18 protein-coding genes are annotated in these 18,503 nt (G+C 64.0%); 10 read left to right on the forward strand and 8 right to left on the reverse strand.

Annotated features, from left to right (window positions below; genetic code table 11):
* Window positions 1–85 precede the first annotated feature (85 nt).
* The 3 genes from ASE85_RS01390 (at window position 86) to ASE85_RS01400 (ending at window position 1,968) form a co-directional block, all read left to right on the forward strand.
* A complete protein-coding gene (locus ASE85_RS01390) occupies window positions 86–541 on the forward strand; it encodes a carboxymuconolactone decarboxylase family protein (RefSeq protein ID WP_056682308.1) in 456 nt (151 codons plus the stop codon).
* On the forward strand, window positions 541–1,401 hold the full coding sequence (locus tag ASE85_RS01395) for a sigma-70 family RNA polymerase sigma factor (RefSeq protein WP_056682315.1): 861 nt from the start codon (window positions 541–543) through the stop codon (window positions 1,399–1,401). The genes ASE85_RS01390 and ASE85_RS01395 overlap by 1 nt, the downstream gene beginning before the upstream one ends.
* An 84-nt stretch (window positions 1,402–1,485) precedes the next feature.
* On the forward strand, window positions 1,486–1,968 hold the full coding sequence (locus tag ASE85_RS01400; RefSeq protein WP_056682323.1) for a hypothetical protein: 483 nt from the start codon (window positions 1,486–1,488) through the stop codon (window positions 1,966–1,968).
* Here ASE85_RS01400 and ASE85_RS01405 read toward each other — a convergent pair.
* Entirely contained in the window at window positions 1,965–2,924 is a 960-nt protein-coding gene (locus tag ASE85_RS01405) for an acyltransferase family protein (RefSeq protein ID WP_056682328.1), read from the reverse strand. The genes ASE85_RS01400 and ASE85_RS01405 overlap by 4 nt on opposite strands.
* A 74-nt stretch (window positions 2,925–2,998) precedes the next feature.
* Here ASE85_RS01405 and ASE85_RS01410 point away from each other — a divergent pair, with 74 nt between their 5' ends.
* Window positions 2,999–3,676 (forward strand): RluA family pseudouridine synthase, encoded by a 678-nt coding sequence (locus ASE85_RS01410; RefSeq protein ID WP_056682335.1) that lies wholly within the window; start codon window positions 2,999–3,001, stop codon window positions 3,674–3,676.
* Complete coding sequence (gene arfB / locus ASE85_RS01415) at window positions 3,663–4,067, forward strand: alternative ribosome rescue aminoacyl-tRNA hydrolase ArfB (RefSeq protein WP_056682340.1); 405 nt, start codon at window positions 3,663–3,665, stop codon at window positions 4,065–4,067. The genes ASE85_RS01410 and arfB overlap by 14 nt, the downstream gene beginning before the upstream one ends.
* Here the strand turns inward: arfB and ASE85_RS01420 are convergent.
* From ASE85_RS01420 to ASE85_RS01435, 4 genes are read right to left on the reverse strand one after another with little or no spacing between them, the layout of a single operon-like run.
* Window positions 4,064–5,686, reverse strand: a complete 1,623-nt coding sequence (locus ASE85_RS01420; protein WP_056682343.1) for an ArnT family glycosyltransferase — start codon at window positions 5,684–5,686, stop codon at window positions 4,064–4,066. The genes arfB and ASE85_RS01420 overlap by 4 nt on opposite strands.
* Window positions 5,683–6,330, reverse strand: a complete 648-nt coding sequence (locus ASE85_RS01425) for a class I SAM-dependent methyltransferase (protein WP_056682345.1) — start codon at window positions 6,328–6,330, stop codon at window positions 5,683–5,685. Before ASE85_RS01425 ends, ASE85_RS01420 begins: the two co-directional genes overlap by 4 nt.
* Window positions 6,327–7,322, reverse strand: coding sequence for a glycosyltransferase (locus ASE85_RS01430; RefSeq protein ID WP_056682347.1), 996 nt, complete (start codon window positions 7,320–7,322; stop codon window positions 6,327–6,329). The genes ASE85_RS01425 and ASE85_RS01430 overlap by 4 nt, the downstream gene beginning before the upstream one ends.
* A 56-nt stretch (window positions 7,323–7,378) precedes the next feature.
* Complete coding sequence (locus ASE85_RS01435; RefSeq protein ID WP_056682350.1) at window positions 7,379–7,789, reverse strand: GtrA family protein; 411 nt, start codon at window positions 7,787–7,789, stop codon at window positions 7,379–7,381.
* Between the two features lie 118 nt (window positions 7,790–7,907).
* Between ASE85_RS01435 and ASE85_RS01440 the strand changes: the two genes are divergently transcribed.
* The 3 genes from ASE85_RS01440 (at window position 7,908) to ASE85_RS01450 (ending at window position 10,904) form a co-directional block, all read left to right on the forward strand.
* Window positions 7,908–9,074: a glycosyltransferase family 87 protein gene (locus tag ASE85_RS01440; protein ID WP_056682352.1), complete on the forward strand. Its 1,167-nt coding sequence runs from the start codon at window positions 7,908–7,910 to the stop codon at window positions 9,072–9,074.
* A 43-nt stretch (window positions 9,075–9,117) separates the two neighbouring features.
* Complete coding sequence (locus ASE85_RS01445) at window positions 9,118–9,600, forward strand: GAF domain-containing protein (RefSeq protein WP_056682354.1); 483 nt, start codon at window positions 9,118–9,120, stop codon at window positions 9,598–9,600.
* A gap of 176 nt (window positions 9,601–9,776) precedes the next feature.
* Window positions 9,777–10,904 carry an RcnB family protein gene (locus ASE85_RS01450; protein WP_056682358.1) on the forward strand — a complete coding sequence of 376 codons (1,128 nt, stop codon included), beginning with the start codon at window positions 9,777–9,779 and terminating at the stop codon, window positions 10,902–10,904.
* A gap of 72 nt (window positions 10,905–10,976) precedes the next feature.
* On the opposite strand, the gene ASE85_RS01455 is transcribed toward ASE85_RS01450, so the two are convergent.
* The 3 genes from ASE85_RS01455 to ASE85_RS01465 all read right to left on the reverse strand — a co-directional run bounded on the left by ASE85_RS01455 (window position 10,977) and on the right by ASE85_RS01465 (window position 15,828).
* Window positions 10,977–13,505, reverse strand: a complete 2,529-nt coding sequence (locus ASE85_RS01455) for a sensor domain-containing protein (protein WP_056682360.1) — start codon at window positions 13,503–13,505, stop codon at window positions 10,977–10,979.
* 139 nt (window positions 13,506–13,644) lie between these two features.
* Window positions 13,645–14,463: an arginyltransferase gene (locus ASE85_RS01460; RefSeq protein ID WP_056684199.1), complete on the reverse strand. Its 819-nt coding sequence runs from the start codon at window positions 14,461–14,463 to the stop codon at window positions 13,645–13,647.
* A 117-nt stretch (window positions 14,464–14,580) separates the two neighbouring features.
* On the reverse strand, window positions 14,581–15,828 hold the full coding sequence (locus ASE85_RS01465; protein WP_056682363.1) for a threonine ammonia-lyase: 1,248 nt from the start codon (window positions 15,826–15,828) through the stop codon (window positions 14,581–14,583).
* 95 nt (window positions 15,829–15,923) lie between these two features.
* Here ASE85_RS01465 and ASE85_RS01470 point away from each other — a divergent pair, with 95 nt between their 5' ends.
* Together ASE85_RS01470 and ASE85_RS01475 are read left to right on the forward strand one after the other, a co-directional pair.
* Complete coding sequence (locus ASE85_RS01470) at window positions 15,924–16,793, forward strand: NAD(P)-dependent oxidoreductase (RefSeq protein WP_056682364.1); 870 nt, start codon at window positions 15,924–15,926, stop codon at window positions 16,791–16,793.
* The gene (locus ASE85_RS01475) at window positions 16,790–18,502 is read left to right on the forward strand and encodes an amidohydrolase (RefSeq protein WP_056682367.1); all 1,713 of its coding nucleotides are present in this window, start codon (window positions 16,790–16,792) and stop codon (window positions 18,500–18,502) included. Before ASE85_RS01470 ends, ASE85_RS01475 begins: the two co-directional genes overlap by 4 nt.
* Window position 18,503 lies beyond the last annotated feature (1 nt).

Raw genomic sequence — 18,503 nt, forward strand, 5'->3', positions numbered from 1 at the left:
GCTGGCGATGAAAAAATTTGTCGCCATGTCACATCTGCCACGACCATCTCGTCATCACAGCAGACCCAAGCGAAAGGACTGCATCATGACCGACAAGATCAACCCCTATGCCGCCGCGCCGCACCTGATGAAGAGTTGGACCGCGCTGTCCACCACCGTCGGCGACAGTCTGGAATCCAGCCTGATCGAACTGGTGAAGCTGCGCGCGTCGCAGATCAACGGTTGCGCCAACTGCATCAACATGCACAGCTATGAAGCCCGCGCCAAGGGCGAGAGCGAGCAGCGCCTCTACCTGCTCACCGCCTGGCGCGAAGCCCCCTGCTATACCGATCGCGAACGCGCCGCGCTGGCCTGGGCCGAGGCGTTGACCACAGTGTCGCAAGGGCACACGCATCAGGCCGCGAAGGAAGCGCTCAACTGGGAATTTACCGAGGAAGAGCAGGTCAACCTGACCCTGATGATCAACATCATCAACGGTTGGAACCGGATCGCGATCGGCTTCGACCTCTGGTACGACATGCCGGTGAAGGCCGCCGCCTGATGGATACGGGGACGCAGATGGACGCAGCCGCCAGTTTCGACCCGCTGCGTCCCCGCCTGATCCGCGTGGCCTATCGCATGCTCGGATCGGTCGCCGATGCGGAGGATGTGGTGCAGGATGCCTTCATTCGCTGGATGGGAGTCGACCGCAGCGACATTCGCGAGCCGGAGGCCTTTCTCCGCCGCACGGTGACGCGCCTCTGCCTCGACCAGTTGAAATCGGCGCGGGTGCGCCGCGAAACCTATGTCGGACCCTGGCTGCCCGAACCGCTGGTCGATGAGGCAGACGAGGAAGAGGATGTCACCCTGCCGCTGATGCTGGCGCTGGAACGGCTGTCGCCACTGGAGCGGGCCGCCTTCCTGCTGCATGACGTCTTCGGGCTGGGGTTCGAGGAAGTCGCCGCCACGATCCAGCGCGACCCTGCCGCCTGCCGCCAACTGGCCGCCCGCGCCCGCACCCATGTCCGCGATGCCCGACCACGTTTCCAGATCGAGAAACAGCGTGGCATGGATATCGCGACCGCCTTCTTCGCCGCATCGCGCAGCGGTGACATGAACGCGCTCGGCGCGTTGCTGGCCGCCGATGTCAGCCTGCACAGCGACGGCGGCGGCAAGCGCCCGGCTACCGTCCGCCCGGCGCTGGGCTTCGGGCAGGTCATGCAGTTGCACAAGGCGCTGGCGGTCAATTTCCTGAAACATGGATCGACGTTGCTACGCGCCTGCCTGATCAACGGCCTGCCAGGCTTCGTGACCCGCGAGGCGGACGGCGAGGTGCAGACCACGGCGCTGGATATCGAGGACGGGAAGGTCCGCGCCATCTACATCATGCGTAACCCGGACAAGCTGCGGCATGTGCATTGAGGCTTAACGGGCCGCCAACCCTGTTCGTTGACGGCATGGAAGTCCCCATGACGGATGAGAACGGCGGGGACGGGAGATGATTTAATGATCGGTGCGATCGGTAACGGCCTGGGCAATGCCTGGGGTCAGATCAAGAAGGCGACGGAAACCACCGTCGAAGCCGTAGCGGCGGCTGCGGCATCACAGAATAACACGCCTGCCTCTACGCCTGCCGCGGTTCCCGCACCCGGCGCGACCGAACCCACCGCCTCCACGACCAGCCCCGTGGTCATATCGAATCCCATAGCGGGCGAGCCGCTGACATATACAGCGTCGACTGGCCCGCGTCAGGTGACCGCCAGCACGGCTTCGGAAACCACCGTCCGCACGACGCTGAGCGAACGCCTCGCCGAATCCAGCTATTATGCCTCACCGCAGGCGTCCGCCGTCGCCGATCCGATAGCCTCGGCCCAGCGCGAGAAGGATGGCGCCGCGCTGACGCAGGCGCAGATCATCGCCCAGGCTGCCTACAGCATCGTCGCCCGCGCCAGCGTGGACGATCGCATGTCCCTCATCAAGGACAGTTAGAGGAACATCCGGGTCGCGGCCGGCGACCGGCGGATGAGGGCATGCAGGCCGAAGGGTAGCGCCAGCGCCAGCAGGAGCAGCCAGGGCCTGGGCAGATAGGGCGATCCATAATGGATCACCGCGACATGCAGGTACATGATGACCAGCGACGCCCGCCCCAGCGCCGCTACCGGCCCGGCAAAGGGCGCGATCCGGGCCGACAGGCGGAACAGCAGCAGGCAGGTCGCCATCGCAGACGCAATCGACAGCAAGGGCCAGCCATAATCGGCGGCCTTCATGTTGAGCGTCGGCGCGATCCCCACCAGTCCGACCAGCGCCACCAGGCCAAGCGGCCCGATCATGCCATTATGCCAGCGAATCCGGGGCCAGACCGCCCCGGCCCAGAGCAGGCAGACGGCCATCGGCACGGTCAACAGCCCCAGCGGCGACGCCTCCGTCCAGTAGCCCAGCGCATAGGCAAGGATGCAGCTCGGCAGCAGAACGAACGCCCAGCGTCGGTCGAATATGTCAGGCCAGTGCAGCAGCAGGGCGTTGAAGATGATCCGCGCGATCATGAGACAGGGGACGAACCAGAAAATGGTATAAGGCCCGCGCAGCCAGAAGCCGCCCAGCAGGATCGGCGCCAGATCCGCGGGCCATTGATGAAAAATGGGTCGCCCGCCCTTCAACGGCTCGACAATCTGGTCGATCAGGATCAGCAGCGTCAGAAATGCAGCATAAGGGCGCATCTGACTGACAAACTGCCGCCGGGTGAAGGAACCGAACGGGTGGGGCCGCGACAACATGCCGGACAACAAAAAGAAGAGCGGCATATGGAAACTGTACATGGCGTCCCGCAGCGGCCCGCGCGTCCATACATGGCCGATCACTACCGCAATGATGCCGAGCCCGCGCGCCACATCGACCCAGTCGAGCCGAAATTGCGCCGTCGCCCGATCATGCCCCCTGTTTTCCATCGCCCCCACCGCCTATAGGAAGCCACGCGCGCGTCAATTGACCCGCTCTTTTTTACTCCGATCGGAACCCTCTCTTGTCCCTGTTTGACGACAAAGTCCTGTTCATCGACGGCGAGGCGTTGATCCTCGACAAGCCGGCCGGCCTGCCGGTCGATGCCCCGCGTGACGGATCGCTGGCGCTGGAAAATCACCTTGCCTCACTGACCTTCGGCTTCCAGCGCTGGCCGCTGCCGGTCCATCGGCTGGATCGCGACACCAGCGGTTGCCTGCTGCTCGCCCGCAATCCCAAGGCGCACAAGCGCTTCGCCGCCGCGTTCGAGGCCGGCACGGTCGAGAAACGCTATGTCGCCGTGGTCGATGGCGTACCGGCGGAGGATAGCGGCACGATCGAACTGGCGCTCAAGAAGATCAGCAGCGAAGCGCAAGGCTGGCGCATGATCCCGGCCAAGGCGGGCAAGAACGCCGTCACCCATTGGCGCAAGATCGCGGAAAAGGATGGCCGCGCGCTGATCGCCTTCACGCCGCAAACCGGCCGCACCCACCAGATCCGCGTTCATACCCTGCATGGGCTAGGCTTCGGCATCGTGGGCGATCCGGTCTATGGCAATGGCGAGGGCAAGATGCTGCTGCACAGCCGGTTCCTGAGCATCGCGCGCGGTGACAAGCCTGCCGCAGCCGCAACGGCCCCCTTGCCTGATACATTCGCAGCCGCCGGCTTCGGCCCGGAGTTGCTGGACGATGCCGGGATTTGATATTCCCGATGAAGCGCTGGAGGAGCGCTTCATCACCGGCGGCGGTCCGGGCGGGCAGAATGTCAACAAGGTGGCGACGACGGTGCAGTTGCGCGTGGACCTGTTCAGGTTGGGCTTGCCGCCCTACGCCTATCGCAAGCTGAAGGAACTGGCCGGGTCGCGGCTTACCGCCGCCAACAAGATCGTCATTCAGGCATCCCGCTTTCGCACGCAGGAAGCAAACCGGCAGGATGCCCGCGAACGGCTGGCCGAGATGATCGCCAAAGCGCATGTCCGCGACGCCCGCCGCATCGCGACCAAGCCCGGCAAGGCCGCCAAGGCCCGCCGGGTCGATGAAAAAAAGGCCCGCAGTTCAGTGAAGCAGGGACGCGGCAAGGTACGGATGGATTAGCGGACCGATGCGCAGCGGCCGGGATCGGCCGGCGCATCTGGGAAATACAGCCTGTATTTGCTGATATGCTGCACATGGGGATAAGCCTCGCGAATGGCTGCGATCACGCCCGGATCGTAAAGGCTGGAGGACGGTGGCGTCCCCAATATGCCGTCGATCACGAAGAAGCCGAAGCAATGGGCACGGACCAATTCCGCAAAGCCTTTCTGGTCGTACACGCCGCTGGCGCCCAGTTCCGCCGTGATCGCCGCTTCCCATTCGACCTTGCGCCCGGCGCGGATCGGGAAGGTCATATCGTCGGAAATGACCGGCCGATCAGTCGCCGCGATCAGATCGACGATGGGCTGCTTCTCCCGGCTCAGTCTCTCGATCATGCGCGTTTCGGGCTGACCGGCATATAGGCCGAACAGCGCCACAAGCTGAACCGGTAAAGCGACGAAGAGGAGCGCTACCAGTGCGATGTGCCAATCTGGCGCGGCCTTGCCCAGGCTGAAACCGACATAAGGCGCGATGGCGACACCGGCGAATATCGCGATGCCGGAAAACCATTCCACCATGTAATTATAATTGGCGCCCGACTTGAGCATCGCCAGCAGCATGACCGTCTTGAAGGCGACGAACAACATCAGCATCAGGGTCAGTACGGCTTTGGGATCATCGGCAATCTTGCGACCGGCCGCCGTCATGCCGGTCCAGCCGCCCACGACTTCGCGGACATGCCGCCATCCTGCGACCGCTCCGACCAGTCCAAGCACGATCACCGCCGCGTGCATCGACAGTTGCGGCAGCAATATGTCCCGCAGCAACCGGGGGTCGATCCGGTTGACATTGTAACCGACGATATGACGTAGAAATTCGCTGCCGTTCAACCACTGCTCGATCGCCAGCCCCGCCAGCCCCATGGCCATCGCGGCTGCCAGTCCACGCACGGCCAGCGGGCGATTCGTGACCAGCAGGATCAGGAAGACCGCAGCAGGCGGCGCGACCGAAATCTGCTTCACGAACATGCCAAGCACGAACATCGCACTGGCGAGATAGATATGGCCCGGTCGCGCCAGCGCCTTGTGCGCGAACCACAGCCCCGCGACGCCCAGCAGGCCGGCGAGCATGTCGACCCGCAACAAAGGCGTCCACATCCGCACCGGGAAACAGGCCAGGAACAGCAAGGCAGCGAAGACCCCGCACAGGTTGCGTGTCCGCGCATCCGTCGCAGACCCGATAGCGGCCCTCGTCAACAAAGCGACGATGACGGCGGTAAAGCCCGACGACAGGATCGAGACGAGGCGTCCCGCCACCATTTCGTCAAGACCGGTCCAGGCTGCCAGCGCCTCGAACGTCAGATGATAGAGCGGCGGATAATGATAGACTACGGCCGGGAACAGCCGGAGCGGCGCATAGCCCTCACCCGCCCAGATATTGCGCGCCTGCTGCCAGACGATCCCTTCGCCATAATCCAGCTGGAACGGGTAACCCAGCGTGAACCGGATGTAGGACAGCAGCGACGCGAGATGCCATAGCAATAGCAGAAAAATGAGAGACAGGCCCGCCGCCACCAGCCAGCGCCGCGGCATGGCGCGGGCAACGGGGCCAGCCGGTGCGACATCGGCCCGGGCGGTCACGCCCGCTCCATCCTCGGCCGCGCCACGACCAGCATCTGCTTGCCAAGCGGCCGAAAGGGCGACTTCAGATAGGCGCCGATCAGGATCGGCCAGGATGGCAACCGCGACTTGATGCTGAGCGGGAGGAAGCGCGGATGCACCGTCACGATCTCCCATCCATGCGCCGACAGCATGTCCGGCAGGCTGATGTGCGAATAGGCGGTCAGATGCGTGTAATCGTCGAAATATTCGCGATAGGCGTAGCGATAATTGGGCTGCAATATGGTGAGACACCCCCGCTGCGACAATTTGCCGCGCAAGGCATCCAGCACCTCGACAAGCGCTTCGCGCGTCAGATGTTCGAACAGGTTGGACGCGAAGGCATAATCGACGCTGCCATCCGCAATGGCGGACAGATCCTGCACCGGCCCGACGATGGTTTCGACGTCCGGCGCCACATGGCCGGGCATGGCAGGCCAGATATCCAGTGCGATGCGGCGGCGGGCGATCACGGTATTGATGAAATCGCCATAGCCTGCCCCCATATCCAGCACGCAGTCGTCCGGGCCGACATGACGGCTGAAATAATAGGTCCACAAGGCCCGCCATACGCCACCGCGCCGGCTATCCTCGTTCAGTCGCGACCCGTGATAGTCTCCGCTCATGCCGGCTTCTTCCAGTCGTTCAGCATGCCCAGTATCATGCGCATGCCGACGGCGAAGCTGCGCCAGTTGTTGACATTCCCGCCCTTGCTTTGCCCCACGCGGGGGTGGAAGGTGATGGGGCATTCTAGGAGCACATAACCCTCGCCCAGTGCGGTATCGAGGAAATGGGCGTTGAATTCCAGATTGACCGCCGGATTGAGCCGGGGAAGCAACTTCACCAGCGCATCGCGCCGGCAAAGCTTGTAGGTCGTACCGACGTCGGTGATGGTCCCGCGTCCCAGATGCTTCGCCTCCAGCAGCTTGCCGACGAAGATATTGCCGTAGAACATGAAGGTGCTGAGTTGCGTGATATATTGGCGCAGCGGCTCGACGGTGCGGGTGCCGTTCACGATGTCGGCATGGGGGGCATAAGCCAGCAGCTTTTCGATGTCATAGGCGCGGAAGGTGCTGTCGCCCTCGCACAGCACCACGAATTCCGTGTCGAGATATTCGACGCCTTCCTGCAAGCAGCGATAGACGCAGCGTCCATAGCCGGGCCTGAGTTCGTCATAGCCGATGGCGCCAGCCTCGATCGCCCGGTCCAGCGTCCGGTCGCTGCTATTGTTGCTGACGACGATCACCCGCTCCACCAGCGGATGCGACAGGAAATCCTCGACCGCCGCTCCGATGCTGCTCTCGTCATTATAGGCGGTCAGCGCCACCGTGACGCGCCGGCGCTGGACCGGCTCGAAACGGACGGGCGTGTCCGGCTTCTTGCCTCCGAACAGGATCAGCAGGTCGAACAGGGCCAGACCGATCCCCAGCATGATCGGCACGCCGCTATACCAGACCAGCCAGACGGCGACCGGGTCGAGCAGTGCATGAAGGCCCAGCAGATAGCGCGGCACGACCAGGAGAACGCCAAGAAGATAAATGGCAATTCCCAGCGTGAACATCAGCACGCCATAGAGAAGAAAGGGCGTATGCCGTCTCTTGCTGTTCCCGTCGGTCATGTTTCCCCCATTGAGACACCCAGGCCGGGAGCTAGCCACATATGGTTAAGATAGTCTCAATTTCGCCCGTCGCCGACGGCGAAGACCCAGTATCGGGCAAGCAGGAACGTCATCAGCGGCGTGACGAAAATCATCGGTGCCAGCGGGGTCCAGGCCGGCAGGTCCAGCATATGGGTGCAGACCCATACCCACAGGCTGTTGCAGGCGAACGCCCACACCGACAGCAGGGTGTAGCGGGCCATGCTCCCCACCCCGCCCTGCGCAATTCCGAAGCTGAAGCGGCGATGCAGATGGTAGCTGATCCCCAGTTGCGCCAGATAGGAGAGGAGATTGGCGATCAGCGGCGACCAGCCGATGAAAACCGCGCACAGCGTGTAGACCATGATCGCCACGCAAGCTGCCAGCCCGCCACTGATCGCGAAGCGGGTGAAGGCTTGCCAGGGAGAGGAGCCGGTCAGAATGGACATGTCGCCCCCCCTGCTAGCGGCTTCACGTTAAACAGAGTCTAACGAGGGCCTTTACCAATTAACCATATCTCGCTGCCATCTGTCGCAAGGCCCGCTCCGGGCATGATCCGAGGTCGACATGCCCGCTTCTTCATCTGGTCCATCCATCCCCGCGCCGCTGGGCCTGCTGCTATGGCTGGGTGCCATTGCCCTGGGCATCGTCATCATCCTGTCCGATCTGATGCAACTGGATGGTATTCGCCTCACGCAATCGCGCCTCGTCATAGGCCGGGACTTTCTCAACGTCTGGAGCGGTGGACGGTTGGCGCTCACCGGCCAGCTTGACCGTCTCTATGACCATATCGCCTATATGCAGTGGCAGGCATCGCAGTTCGGCTCCCTCGATTCCTACAATTATTCCTATCCGCCCCAAAGCCTGTTCCTGGCCATTCCGTTCGGCGCGATACCCTATGTGCCAGCGCTGATCCTCTGGACGCTGGCCGGGTCCGCCTTCTTCCTGTGGGCGGCCCGCCCGTACGTGCCGGTCCAGTTGCCATTGGCGGCCGCCATCGCCACGCCAGCGGCCATCATCAATTTGTGGTGGGGGCATTATGGCTTCGTCGTCGGTGGATTGTGGCTGCTCTTCTTCAGGCACATCCCGCATAATCCGCGCAAGGCAGGCCTTTTTGCCGGCCTGATGACCATCAAACCCCATCTGGGCCTGCTGATTGCCGCCACCATGCTGCATCGCCGCATGGCGTCCGCCATCCTGATCGCCGTGCTTGTCGCGGCCGCCATGGTCCTGCTCAGTGGACTCGCTTTCGGCTTCGATCTCTGGCGGCAGTGGCTGTTCGACACGTCGGCCTTGCAGGCGCGCATCATGAACGCTGCCGGGGACAAATTCTATTTCTTCATGATGCCGTCGGCCTATGTCGCCCTTCGCGGCCTGCCCCTCGTCGCGATAGTGGTGCAGTGTGGCTTCGCGATCGCCGCGCTGGCCCTGACCTGGCGGGTGCGCAACGCCGCCCCCCGACAACTCGCCTTCATCAGCGCGTCGGCGACGGCGATCATCATGCCCTATATCTTCAATTACGACCTGACTGTCGCCAGCCTGGGTTTTGCAATCCTGCTTTACGGCCATTGGTCGACCCTGAAGCCGTGGGAACGGATCGCCATCTGGTGCGCCTTCGCCGCGCCTTTGCTGGTCATGGTCTATAACCCGCTGGCACCCATTGCCCTTCTTGCCGGCCTGTACGTGCAGGTCCGGCATGTGCGGCGCAGTGCCGGCGATCCGAGACTTGCCTGATCCGCACTGGCCGTAGTCGTAGAGCGCCCCTATATGCGCGGGCATGTACGATTTTTCATCCGCTGCCGCCGACAAGCCCACCCTCTATGCCGACCTGCTCTCGGCCGCCGATGCGCTGACCGCGTCGGAGCCTGATCCGGTCGCCAATATGGCGAATGTAGCTGCCCTGCTCTGGCAGTTCCTGCCCGACCTCAACTGGGCCGGCTTCTATCGCATGGTTGACGATGAACTGGTCCTGGGACCGTTTCAGGGCAAGCCCGCCTGCATCCGCATTCCGGTCGGGCGCGGCGTGTGCGGCACGGCGGCGGCGACCCGCGAAACCCAGTTGGTGGCGGATGTGCATGCCTTCCCCGGCCATATCGCCTGCGATGCTGCGAGTGCGTCGGAGATCGTCGTGCCGGTGCTGCACGAAGGCCGGCTGGTCGGCGTGATCGACCTCGACAGCCCCAGCCCTGCCCGGTTCGACTCGGACGATGCGCGCGGTCTGGAGGCGCTGGCCGCGCGCATTGCCGCGCGGATCGGCTGAACCGTTAACCGTCTTTTCCGCCGCGGCCCCTGCCAGCTTCCGCTTTCCGCCCCGTTTCGGGACAGGATTTGCGGGCAGGAAACATGGATAGCGGCGGATCAGCATGCTAAATGATGCGTTAGGATTTCGGCATGCGCATCCGGTTCGCACGCCATGCACAACAGGGAGTGTTAACCATGCGAACGCCAACCCTTTTCCTTCTGGGGGCAAGCGCCGCGATGGCCTGCGTCGCCGTGCCGGCCGCCGCTGCCAGTGGTGCAGGGGCAGCCCTGCCCGTGATGGGCAAGGGCTGGAGCGGGCCGCGCCCCGGTGGCGCCATGCCCCATCCTGGCCCTCGCCCCGGCACGCACATGCCCCGGCCTGGCGGCTGGAACGGTCAGGGGAATGGCGGGCATCGCTGGGGATCGCGCTATAATGGCCGCTGGCATGCCGGCTGGCGCGCGCCGGGTGGCTGGAACGGCTATCAGCGCCCGGTCTATGGCTATGTCCTGCCGCGCTATTGGATCAGCCCCAATTATTATGTCGCCAATTATGGCGCCTATGGCCTGCCCGCGCCGGCCCATGGCTATGGCTGGTCGCGCTATTATGACGATGCGGTCATGACCGACCGCTATGGCCGGGTCTATGCTTCGCGCAGCGATGTGGACTGGGGTCGTTATGAAGGCGGCTATGGCCCCGATGGCGATGACGGCTATTATGGTGAGCCGCGCCGCGACAATGGCGTGGGTGGCGCCGCGATCGGGGCAGTCGTCGGCGGTGTCGCCGGCAACCGGATCGCCGGGCGCGGCAATCGCACCGCCGGCACGCTGATCGGCGCCGGTGTGGGCGCGGTCGCCGGCATGGCGATCGACAGGGCCGAGGATGGCCCGCGCCGCGACGCTCCGCCGCCGCCGCGTCGTCCGGGCGCCGGCTATGATTATGGCTATGACGCCGCCGATGATGGCGTGACCATATCGAACGAATATGAGGGTCGCTGGACCGGCACCTGGACGACCGACGACGGCCGGCAGGTGAGCGGCACCTATGACGGCCGTTTCGAGGGCGATGTGCGCGGCGCTGGCGTCGATTATGACGCGCCGCCCTATGCCGGCGCATCGCACTGGTCGGCCGGCCCCGGCCCGGTGTCGGTCAGCCAGGGCGGCGGCTATATCGCCAATGGCTATTATTATCCCGCGCCGATCGTGACCACCGTAACCGTGCAGCCCGCCGTCACCACCACGACGACGACCACCTATGTCACGGAAACCGTGCCCTATCGCAAGGCGACGCGCCGCCGCGCGGTGCGGAACTGCCGCTGCAAGTAAGAACGCTTCGCGTGAGAATAAGGCCCGGCGAGTCACGACGCCGGGCCGGGCCGGGCCTTCGGGTCCGTCCTATTATTGCGAACCGGATTTCGGGGGCGAGAAAGCCGTAACCGGTTGCGGCCGACCAAGATGAAAACCCTGCCCGACGATACAGCCCTGACGTAGCAGGAAATCGGCCTGGGCTGCGGTTTCCACGCCTTCGGCCACCACTTCCATGCCGAAGCTGCCACCCAGTTTCACGATCGCATCGACGATCGCGGCATCCCCCGCGTCCTGCTCGATATTGCTGACGAAGCTGCGGTCGATCTTCAGCACATCGACCGGATATTGCTTCAGATGGGTGAGCGAGGCGAAGCCGGTGCCAAAATCATCCAGCGCAACCTGCACCCCGGCATCCGAAAAATGTTGCAGCGTATCGCCGACCTGATCGGCCCCACGGCCCAGGAACACGCTTTCCGTCACCTCGATCTCGAAATGCTTGGTGGGGACATTGGCGCGATCCAGCAGGCTGAGCACCCGATCGGCAAAATCGCCGCTGGCAAAATCCGCCGCCGCCGCATTGATCGCGACCCGCCCCGGATCTAACCCCGAACGCAGCCAACATTGCAGATCGACCAGTATCGCGTCCAGCATTTGCCCGGTGAGTGCCACCGCAATCTCCGCATGGTCGAACGCCGCAGCGATCGTGCCCGGCAACTGCACGCCCATTCGGGGATGATGCCAGCGCAACAGCGCCTCATACCCCAGCACCCGTCCACTGCGCATGTCGATACGCGGCTGGTAGAAAGGCGTCGCCAGCCGTTCGGTCACCACCTGGCGCGCCATGCGGATCATCGAGGTGCGTTGCTGCGCCTGCGCCCGCAGGGTGGACTGGAACAATGTCAGCCGCCCCCGCCCCGCGGCTTTGGAAGCATAGAGCGCCAGATCGGCGGCCTTGAGCAGATCTTCCGCCCGGTCGGCATGGACGCCGAATACGGCCCCGCCGATGCTGACGCCGCATTCCAGCGAGCGCCCCTGATGGACATGGGGCATGCGGACATTGTCGATCAGCGTCGCGCTCAGCCGCTCCAGTGCCGCGCTATCGGTCAGTGACGGCGCCGCCAATCCGAACTCGTCGCCGCCCAGCCGGCCCAGCACGGCATCGGCCGGCGCCACCGACGCCAGCCGCTCGGCGAAGGCGCAGAGCAGGGCATCGCCGGCATCATGGCCCATGGAATCGTTGGTGCGCTTGAGATCATCTATGTCGAGCAGCAGCAGGCCAAAGCTGCGCCCCTCCGCCTGCGCCCGTGCCGCCATCTCCTCCAGCGCCGCCTGCCACAGCGTACGATTGGGCAGTCGCGTCATCGGATCATGAGTCGCCGCCCAGCGGATACGCTCGTCCGCATCATGTTCTTCGGTGACGTCGCGGAAGGTGACGATGATGCGCAATGGACGGCCGGCATCCGATCGCGTCATCCAACCGGTACTGCGAATCCAACGCAGCGCCCCGGTGTCGGCACGGTGCACGCGCAGCGTCGCTTCGAAATGCGGCGGCAACGTGCCGGCCGCGACAGCATCCAGCATATATTTCAGCCGATCGCGATCGCCGGGATGCACCAGCGACAACGCCAGTTCCGTCGTCGCAGGCTGATGATCATCCAGCCCCAGCATGCGGCGAAACTCGTCCGACCAGGTGCGTGAACCAGTGAGGCAATCAACGTCCCAGATGCCGAGCCGCGCCGATTGCACCGCGAGACGGAATCGCTCCTCACTGTCCGTGAGCGCCGTTTGCGCGAGCCGTTCGGCATGGACATCCTCCAATGTCCCGTACCAGCGCAGAATCGTGCCGGATAGATCGCGCCGCGCCGACGCTCGCGCGCGCATCCAGCGATAGCCGCCGTCGCGCAGGCGAATGCGATAGTCTATGTCGACCGGCGCGCCGCTGGCCAGATGGCCGCTCCACACGGCAACGGTCCGCTGCATGTCATCGGGATGCAACGCCCCCAGCCAGCCGGTGCCCAGCGCCTTTTCGGGTGCCATGCCGGTCAGGTCCAACCAGCGCGGCCCTACTTCCTCGATGCTGCCCCTGGGATTGGCGGTCCAGGGCACTTGCGGGCTGAGTTCGACCGAAGACCGATAATGTTCGCGGCTTTCAGCCAGCGCCGCCGCCAGGACGCGCGAATCGCGATCATGCCGTTCGTGGACATCCTCGACCGTGCCGTACCAGCGCGGCTGCCCCGTCCCCTCCACACAGACCATGCGGATCGTGCACCAACGTGTCTGGCCGTCGACGCAGCGCAGCGACAGCGTCAGCGCATGCGGCCGGTCGCCGGAGCGGGCCATTGCCAGCACGGTGCGCCTGTCAGCATCCGACAACAGGCTGCGCCAGCCGAAGCCGATCGGATCGGCGACGAATCGGGGACGGAAACGGCTGTTTTCCTGCTGGATCGCGATCAGCCGGCCACGATGATCCGCGACCCAGCGCAAGAGTGGTGGCGATACCCGGTCGAAAACCGGCGAGAACAGCGGGTCGTTGCGATACGGGAATAGGTGTTGCGCGACGACGTCGTCGCCCGGCGTCAACCGAGCGTCGTGAAATCGCCGATCAGCAAAACGGTCCATGAGCCGCTCCCGATCCGATGCCTCTTTCTCCGCGCATCAGGAAGGGGTAGCAAAGAAAGTTAAAGAAATTGACCAAGTCCCATGAAGAACATGGCCAATATTATTCAATAACTTAGACCAAAGTCTAACTGATCCGGCTTCATTTGCGGAACATGCTCACCAGTTCCACCGGCAGTGGCGGCTCGTCACGCTGCTGAACACCGCGAATGGCCTGCGCCTGTTCATGCGGATCGAACCGCACCCAGCCAGCCCGGCTGAGCTTTTCCAGCGGGCGATAGCGGACCTTGTACTGCATCCGCTGCGACCCTTCGACCCAGTAGCCGAGATAGACATAGGGCAAGCCTGCGGTTGCCGCGCGGGTGATATGGTCCAGGATGATGTAATTGCCCAGGCCCGGTCGATGCTCCAGCGTCGTGTCGAAGAAGCTGTAGATCATCGACAGGCCATCGCCCTGCCGGTCAGTCAGGCAGGCTCCGATCAGCTTGCCGGGGCGGCCATCGACACCGGGTTCGCGATATTCGATGATATAGCTGTCGACCGGCGTCTGCTCGACCATGTCGGCAAAGTCCATCTCGTCCATCTCGGTCATGCCGCCACCGGGATGGCGATCGACCAGATAGCGCTGGAGCAATGCGAATTGCTCCTCCGTAGACCAAGGCTTGCACGCCGTGGCGATCAAATCGCTGTTGCGCCGAATCAGCTTGCGCTGGGTCGAATTGGGCTGAAATTCATTGGCGACGACGCGCACCGACACGCAGGCGGAACAGTCCGCGCAGCTTGGGCGGTAGGCGACATTCTGGCTCCGGCGAAAACCGATGCGGCCCAGCGCATCATTCAGTTCCGCGGCATTGTCGCCGTTCAGTTCGGTGAACACCTTCCGCTCGCTCTTGCCCGGCAGATAGGGGCATGGGCTGGGGTTGGTCACGAAGAATCGGGGAAAACGAAAAGCGGCTGTCACGCTCCAGGCTCCCATTCATGGTGACGGCGGGGTTCGGTCATGTTCAGCTATATGCCGTCCCGCCGCCCCTCTGAAAAGAGCGTTTACCACGAAAAAACGGGGACCATTGTCCCACCCCTAAGCGACCTCGATCGGCGCCACCTCATAGCCTGCTTCGCCAAGCGCCGCGATCAGCCGCTGGAGATGCGCCCGGTCCCGCGTTTCGCATTCTACGTCGAGGCTGAGGCCCTTGGCCGGCAGATTGGTGAAGATCCGCTGATGCGCCAGTTCCAGGATATTGACCGCCTCCTGATCGAAGATGCGGGCGACATGGAACAGCGCGCCGGGCCGATCCTGAAGGATGATGCGCAGCCGCGCCAGACGGCCGGAACGGGCCAGATCACGCAGCAGCACATTGGCCAGCAGGCGCGTGTCGATATTGCCACCGGTCAGCACCAGCCCGACATTGCGCCCGACAAATTGCTCCCGATAGGTCAACAATGCAGCAAGCCCCGCAGCGCCGGCGCCTTCGACCACCGTCTTCTCGATCTGGAGCAGCAGGCTGACCGCCTCCTCCAGCCGTCGCTCGGTGACCAGCAGGATATCGTCCGCCAGCCGCTCGACCACGCGGCGCGTGATGTCGCCGGGCTGCTTGACCGCGATGCCCTCCGCCAGCGTATCGCCATCGCAGGCCAGTTCCGCGCCCTTGATGAAATCATACATGGACGGATACAGTTCGGCCTGCACGCCGACCAGCCGGATATCCGGTTTCATCGCCCGCGCCGCCGTCGCCATCCCCGAAAACAGGCCGCCGCCGCCGATCGGGATCACCAAAGTGTCGATCTGCGGCGCGTCTTCCAGCATTTCCAACGCCACCGTGCCCTGCCCGGCCATGATGTCCGGCTCATCGAACGGATGCACGAAGGTCAGGCCCTGCTCCACCTCCAGCAGGCGCGCATGCGCATAGGCATCGTCGAATTTCTCGCCATATTGCACCACGGTCGCACCATGGCCCTGCGTCTGCGTCACCTTTACCGTGGGGGTCGTGGTGGGCATGACGATGGTCACCGGCACACCCAGCCGCTTGCCATGATAGGCAAGGCCCTGCGCATGGTTGCCCGCCGACGCAGCGATCACGCCCTTGGACTTCGCCGCATCGTCCAGTTGCAGCAGGCGGTTGAGTGCGCCGCGTTCCTTGTACGCGGCGGTAAACTGGAGATTTTCGAATTTCAAATAGACGTTGCAACCCAACATATTGGAAAGCGTCTGGCTAATCAGCGTCGGCGTCTTGACGAGCGCACCCGAAATACGGGTCCGGGCGGCAAGGATGTCATCGACGGTGATGGGCAGCGGCAGGGCGCTTTCGATCTTTGCGAGCGTAGTCATGATCGCGCCCCTAAACGAAAATTGCGGGCGAAGAAACTGGCACTGACGTAAAACTGGCCCTATGGCAGGGCCTACGCACTAAATGTACGGGGCATATGGCTAATATCGCTTTTATCGGGCTGGGCGTCATGGGCGGCCCCATGGCAGGACATCTGGCCAAGGCGGGGCATAGCCTGACCGTCTATAATCGCTCCATCGGCAAGGCGAAGCTATGGGCGGAAGCCTATGGCGGCGCGGTGGCGATCACGCCGGCCAAGGCGGCGGAAGACGCGGATATCGTCGTCAGTTGCGTCGGCAATGACGATGATCTCTCGCAGATCACGCTGGGTCGCGAGGGCGCGTTTCGGACGATGCGCGACGGCAGCCTGTTCATCGATCATACCACCGTGTCGGCGCGGATCGCGCGGCAGTTGTTCGTGGAAGGCGAAAGCCGCGGCATCCACAGCGTCGATGCGCCGGTGTCGGGCGGGCAGACTGGCGCCGAAAATGGTAAGCTGTCGATCATGTGCGGCGGCATTGAACCGGCGGTCGCGGCGGCAAAGCTCGTGATGCAGGCCTATGCCGCGCGGATCGTGCATGTCGGCACGGCGGGTGCGGGCCAGACCACCAAGATGGTCAACCAGATCTGCATCGGCGGCCTGTTGCAGGGCCTGTCGGAAGCGCTGCGTTTCGCGCAGGCGGCCGAACTCGATCTCGACAGGGTTTTCGAGGCGATTTCCGGCGGCGCGGCGCAAAGCTGGCAGATGGAAAATCGATGGAAGACGATGGCACAGGACAGTTTCGATTTCGGTTTCGCGGTCGACTGGATGCGCAAGGATCTGGGGCTGGCGCTGGAAGAGGCGCGGGCCAATGGCGCGACCCTGCCGGTGACGGCGATGGTCGATCAATTCTACGCCGATGTGCAGGCGCTGGGCGGTAACCGGCAGGATACCAGCGCGCTCGTGCGGCGGATCACCCGCGCATGAAGGCGACATGGCTGGCGGCCGTCGCCGCGCTCACGCTTCCCCTCGCTCTGGCCATGCCCGCGCTAGCCTCCGGCGTAATCGACAATGTGAACGGCATCGCGCTCGACCCCAGCGGCAAGGTGGTGCGCTTCGTCGCCTTGCAGATCGACGATGACGGCAAGGTCGAAAAGCTGCTGACAGAGCGCTACAAGGAGCCGGAATATAAGCCCAAGAAGCCGAAGAAGGGGCAGCCTTGGCCCGAACGTCCCAAGACACTGTCTTTCAAGATGGATGCCGGCGGAAAGACGCTGATACCCGGCCTGATCGACGCGCATGGCCATGTGATGGGCTATGGCCTGTCGCTCATCACGCTCGACCTTTCGGAGACGCGATCGCTGGCCGAAGCGCAGGCGAAGATTCGCGCCTATGCGCAGGCCAATGACAGCCGCAAATGGATCATCGGCACCGGCTGGAACCAGGAACGATGGGGCCTTGGCCGCTTTCCTACCGCCACCGAACTGGATGCCGCGGTCGGCGACATGCCGGTGTGGCTGGAGCGGGTCGACGGCCATGCCGGCTGGGCCAACAGCGCCGCGATCCGCGCGGCGGGCATCACGGCCACGACCAAGGCGCCCATGGGCGGCCGGATCGAGATGGCGGGCGGCAAGCCAGCCGGCGTCTTCGTCGACAAGGCGATGGACCTGATCCAGAAGGTCGTGCCACCACCGGCTCCCAAGGATCGCGACATTGCGCTGGAGAAGGCGCAACGGGCGCTGCTGGCGACCGGCATCACCGGCATTGCCGACATGGGCACCAGCATCGAGGATTGGCAGGCCTTCCGCCGATCGGGCGATCGCGGCGCGCTGCGCGTACGAATCATGTCCTACGCCTATGGCATCGACAATATGATCCTGATCGCCGGGCCGGAGCCGACGCCCTGGCTCTATGACGATCATCTGCGCATGGGTGGCGTAAAACTGCTGCTGGACGGCGCGCTGGGATCGCGCGGGGCATGGTTGCGTGCCGACTATGCCGACGCGCCGGGCCAGCGTGGCCTGCCGATGATCCCCGACACGCAATTGCGCAATTTCATGAGCCGCGCGGCGATGGACAATTTCCAGGTCGCGGTCCACGCGATCGGCGATGCGGCCAATCATGAATTGCTGAATGCGATCGAGGAACTGAACGACACCTATAAGGGCGACCGGCGCTGGCGTGTGGAACATGCCCAGATCATCAGCCCGACCGACCTGCCACGCTTCGGCCCGCTCGGCGCGATCGCGTCGATGCAGCCGGTGCATGAAGCGTCAGACTGGCGCATGGCGACCGCGCGCCTTGGCGAGGCCCGGCTCGATGGCGCCTATGCGTGGAAAACGATGCTGGACAATCGCGTCCCCCTCGCCTTCGGCTCCGACGTGCCAGTGGAAAGCCCCAACCCCTTCGCCGGCATTGCCGTGGCGATGACCCGTGAGGATGCGCAGGGCGAGCCGGCCGGCGGCTGGAAACCGGAGCAGCGGATCGGGTTCGAAGCCGCGCTGGACGGCTTCACGCGGCAGGCGGCCTATGCCGGTTTTGCCGAAAAGAAGTTCGGCAGTCTGGTCCCCGGCCAGCGCGCCGACTTCCTGTTGATCGACCGGGACATTTCAACGTCGCGTCCCGCCGACATCCGGCAGACGCAGGTGCTGGAAACCTGGATCGGCGGCAAGCGGGTCTATGTGAAGGGGCAATAAG

The organism is Sphingobium sp. Leaf26, from assembly GCF_001421665.1.
Lineage (GTDB): Bacteria > Pseudomonadota > Alphaproteobacteria > Sphingomonadales > Sphingomonadaceae > Sphingobium.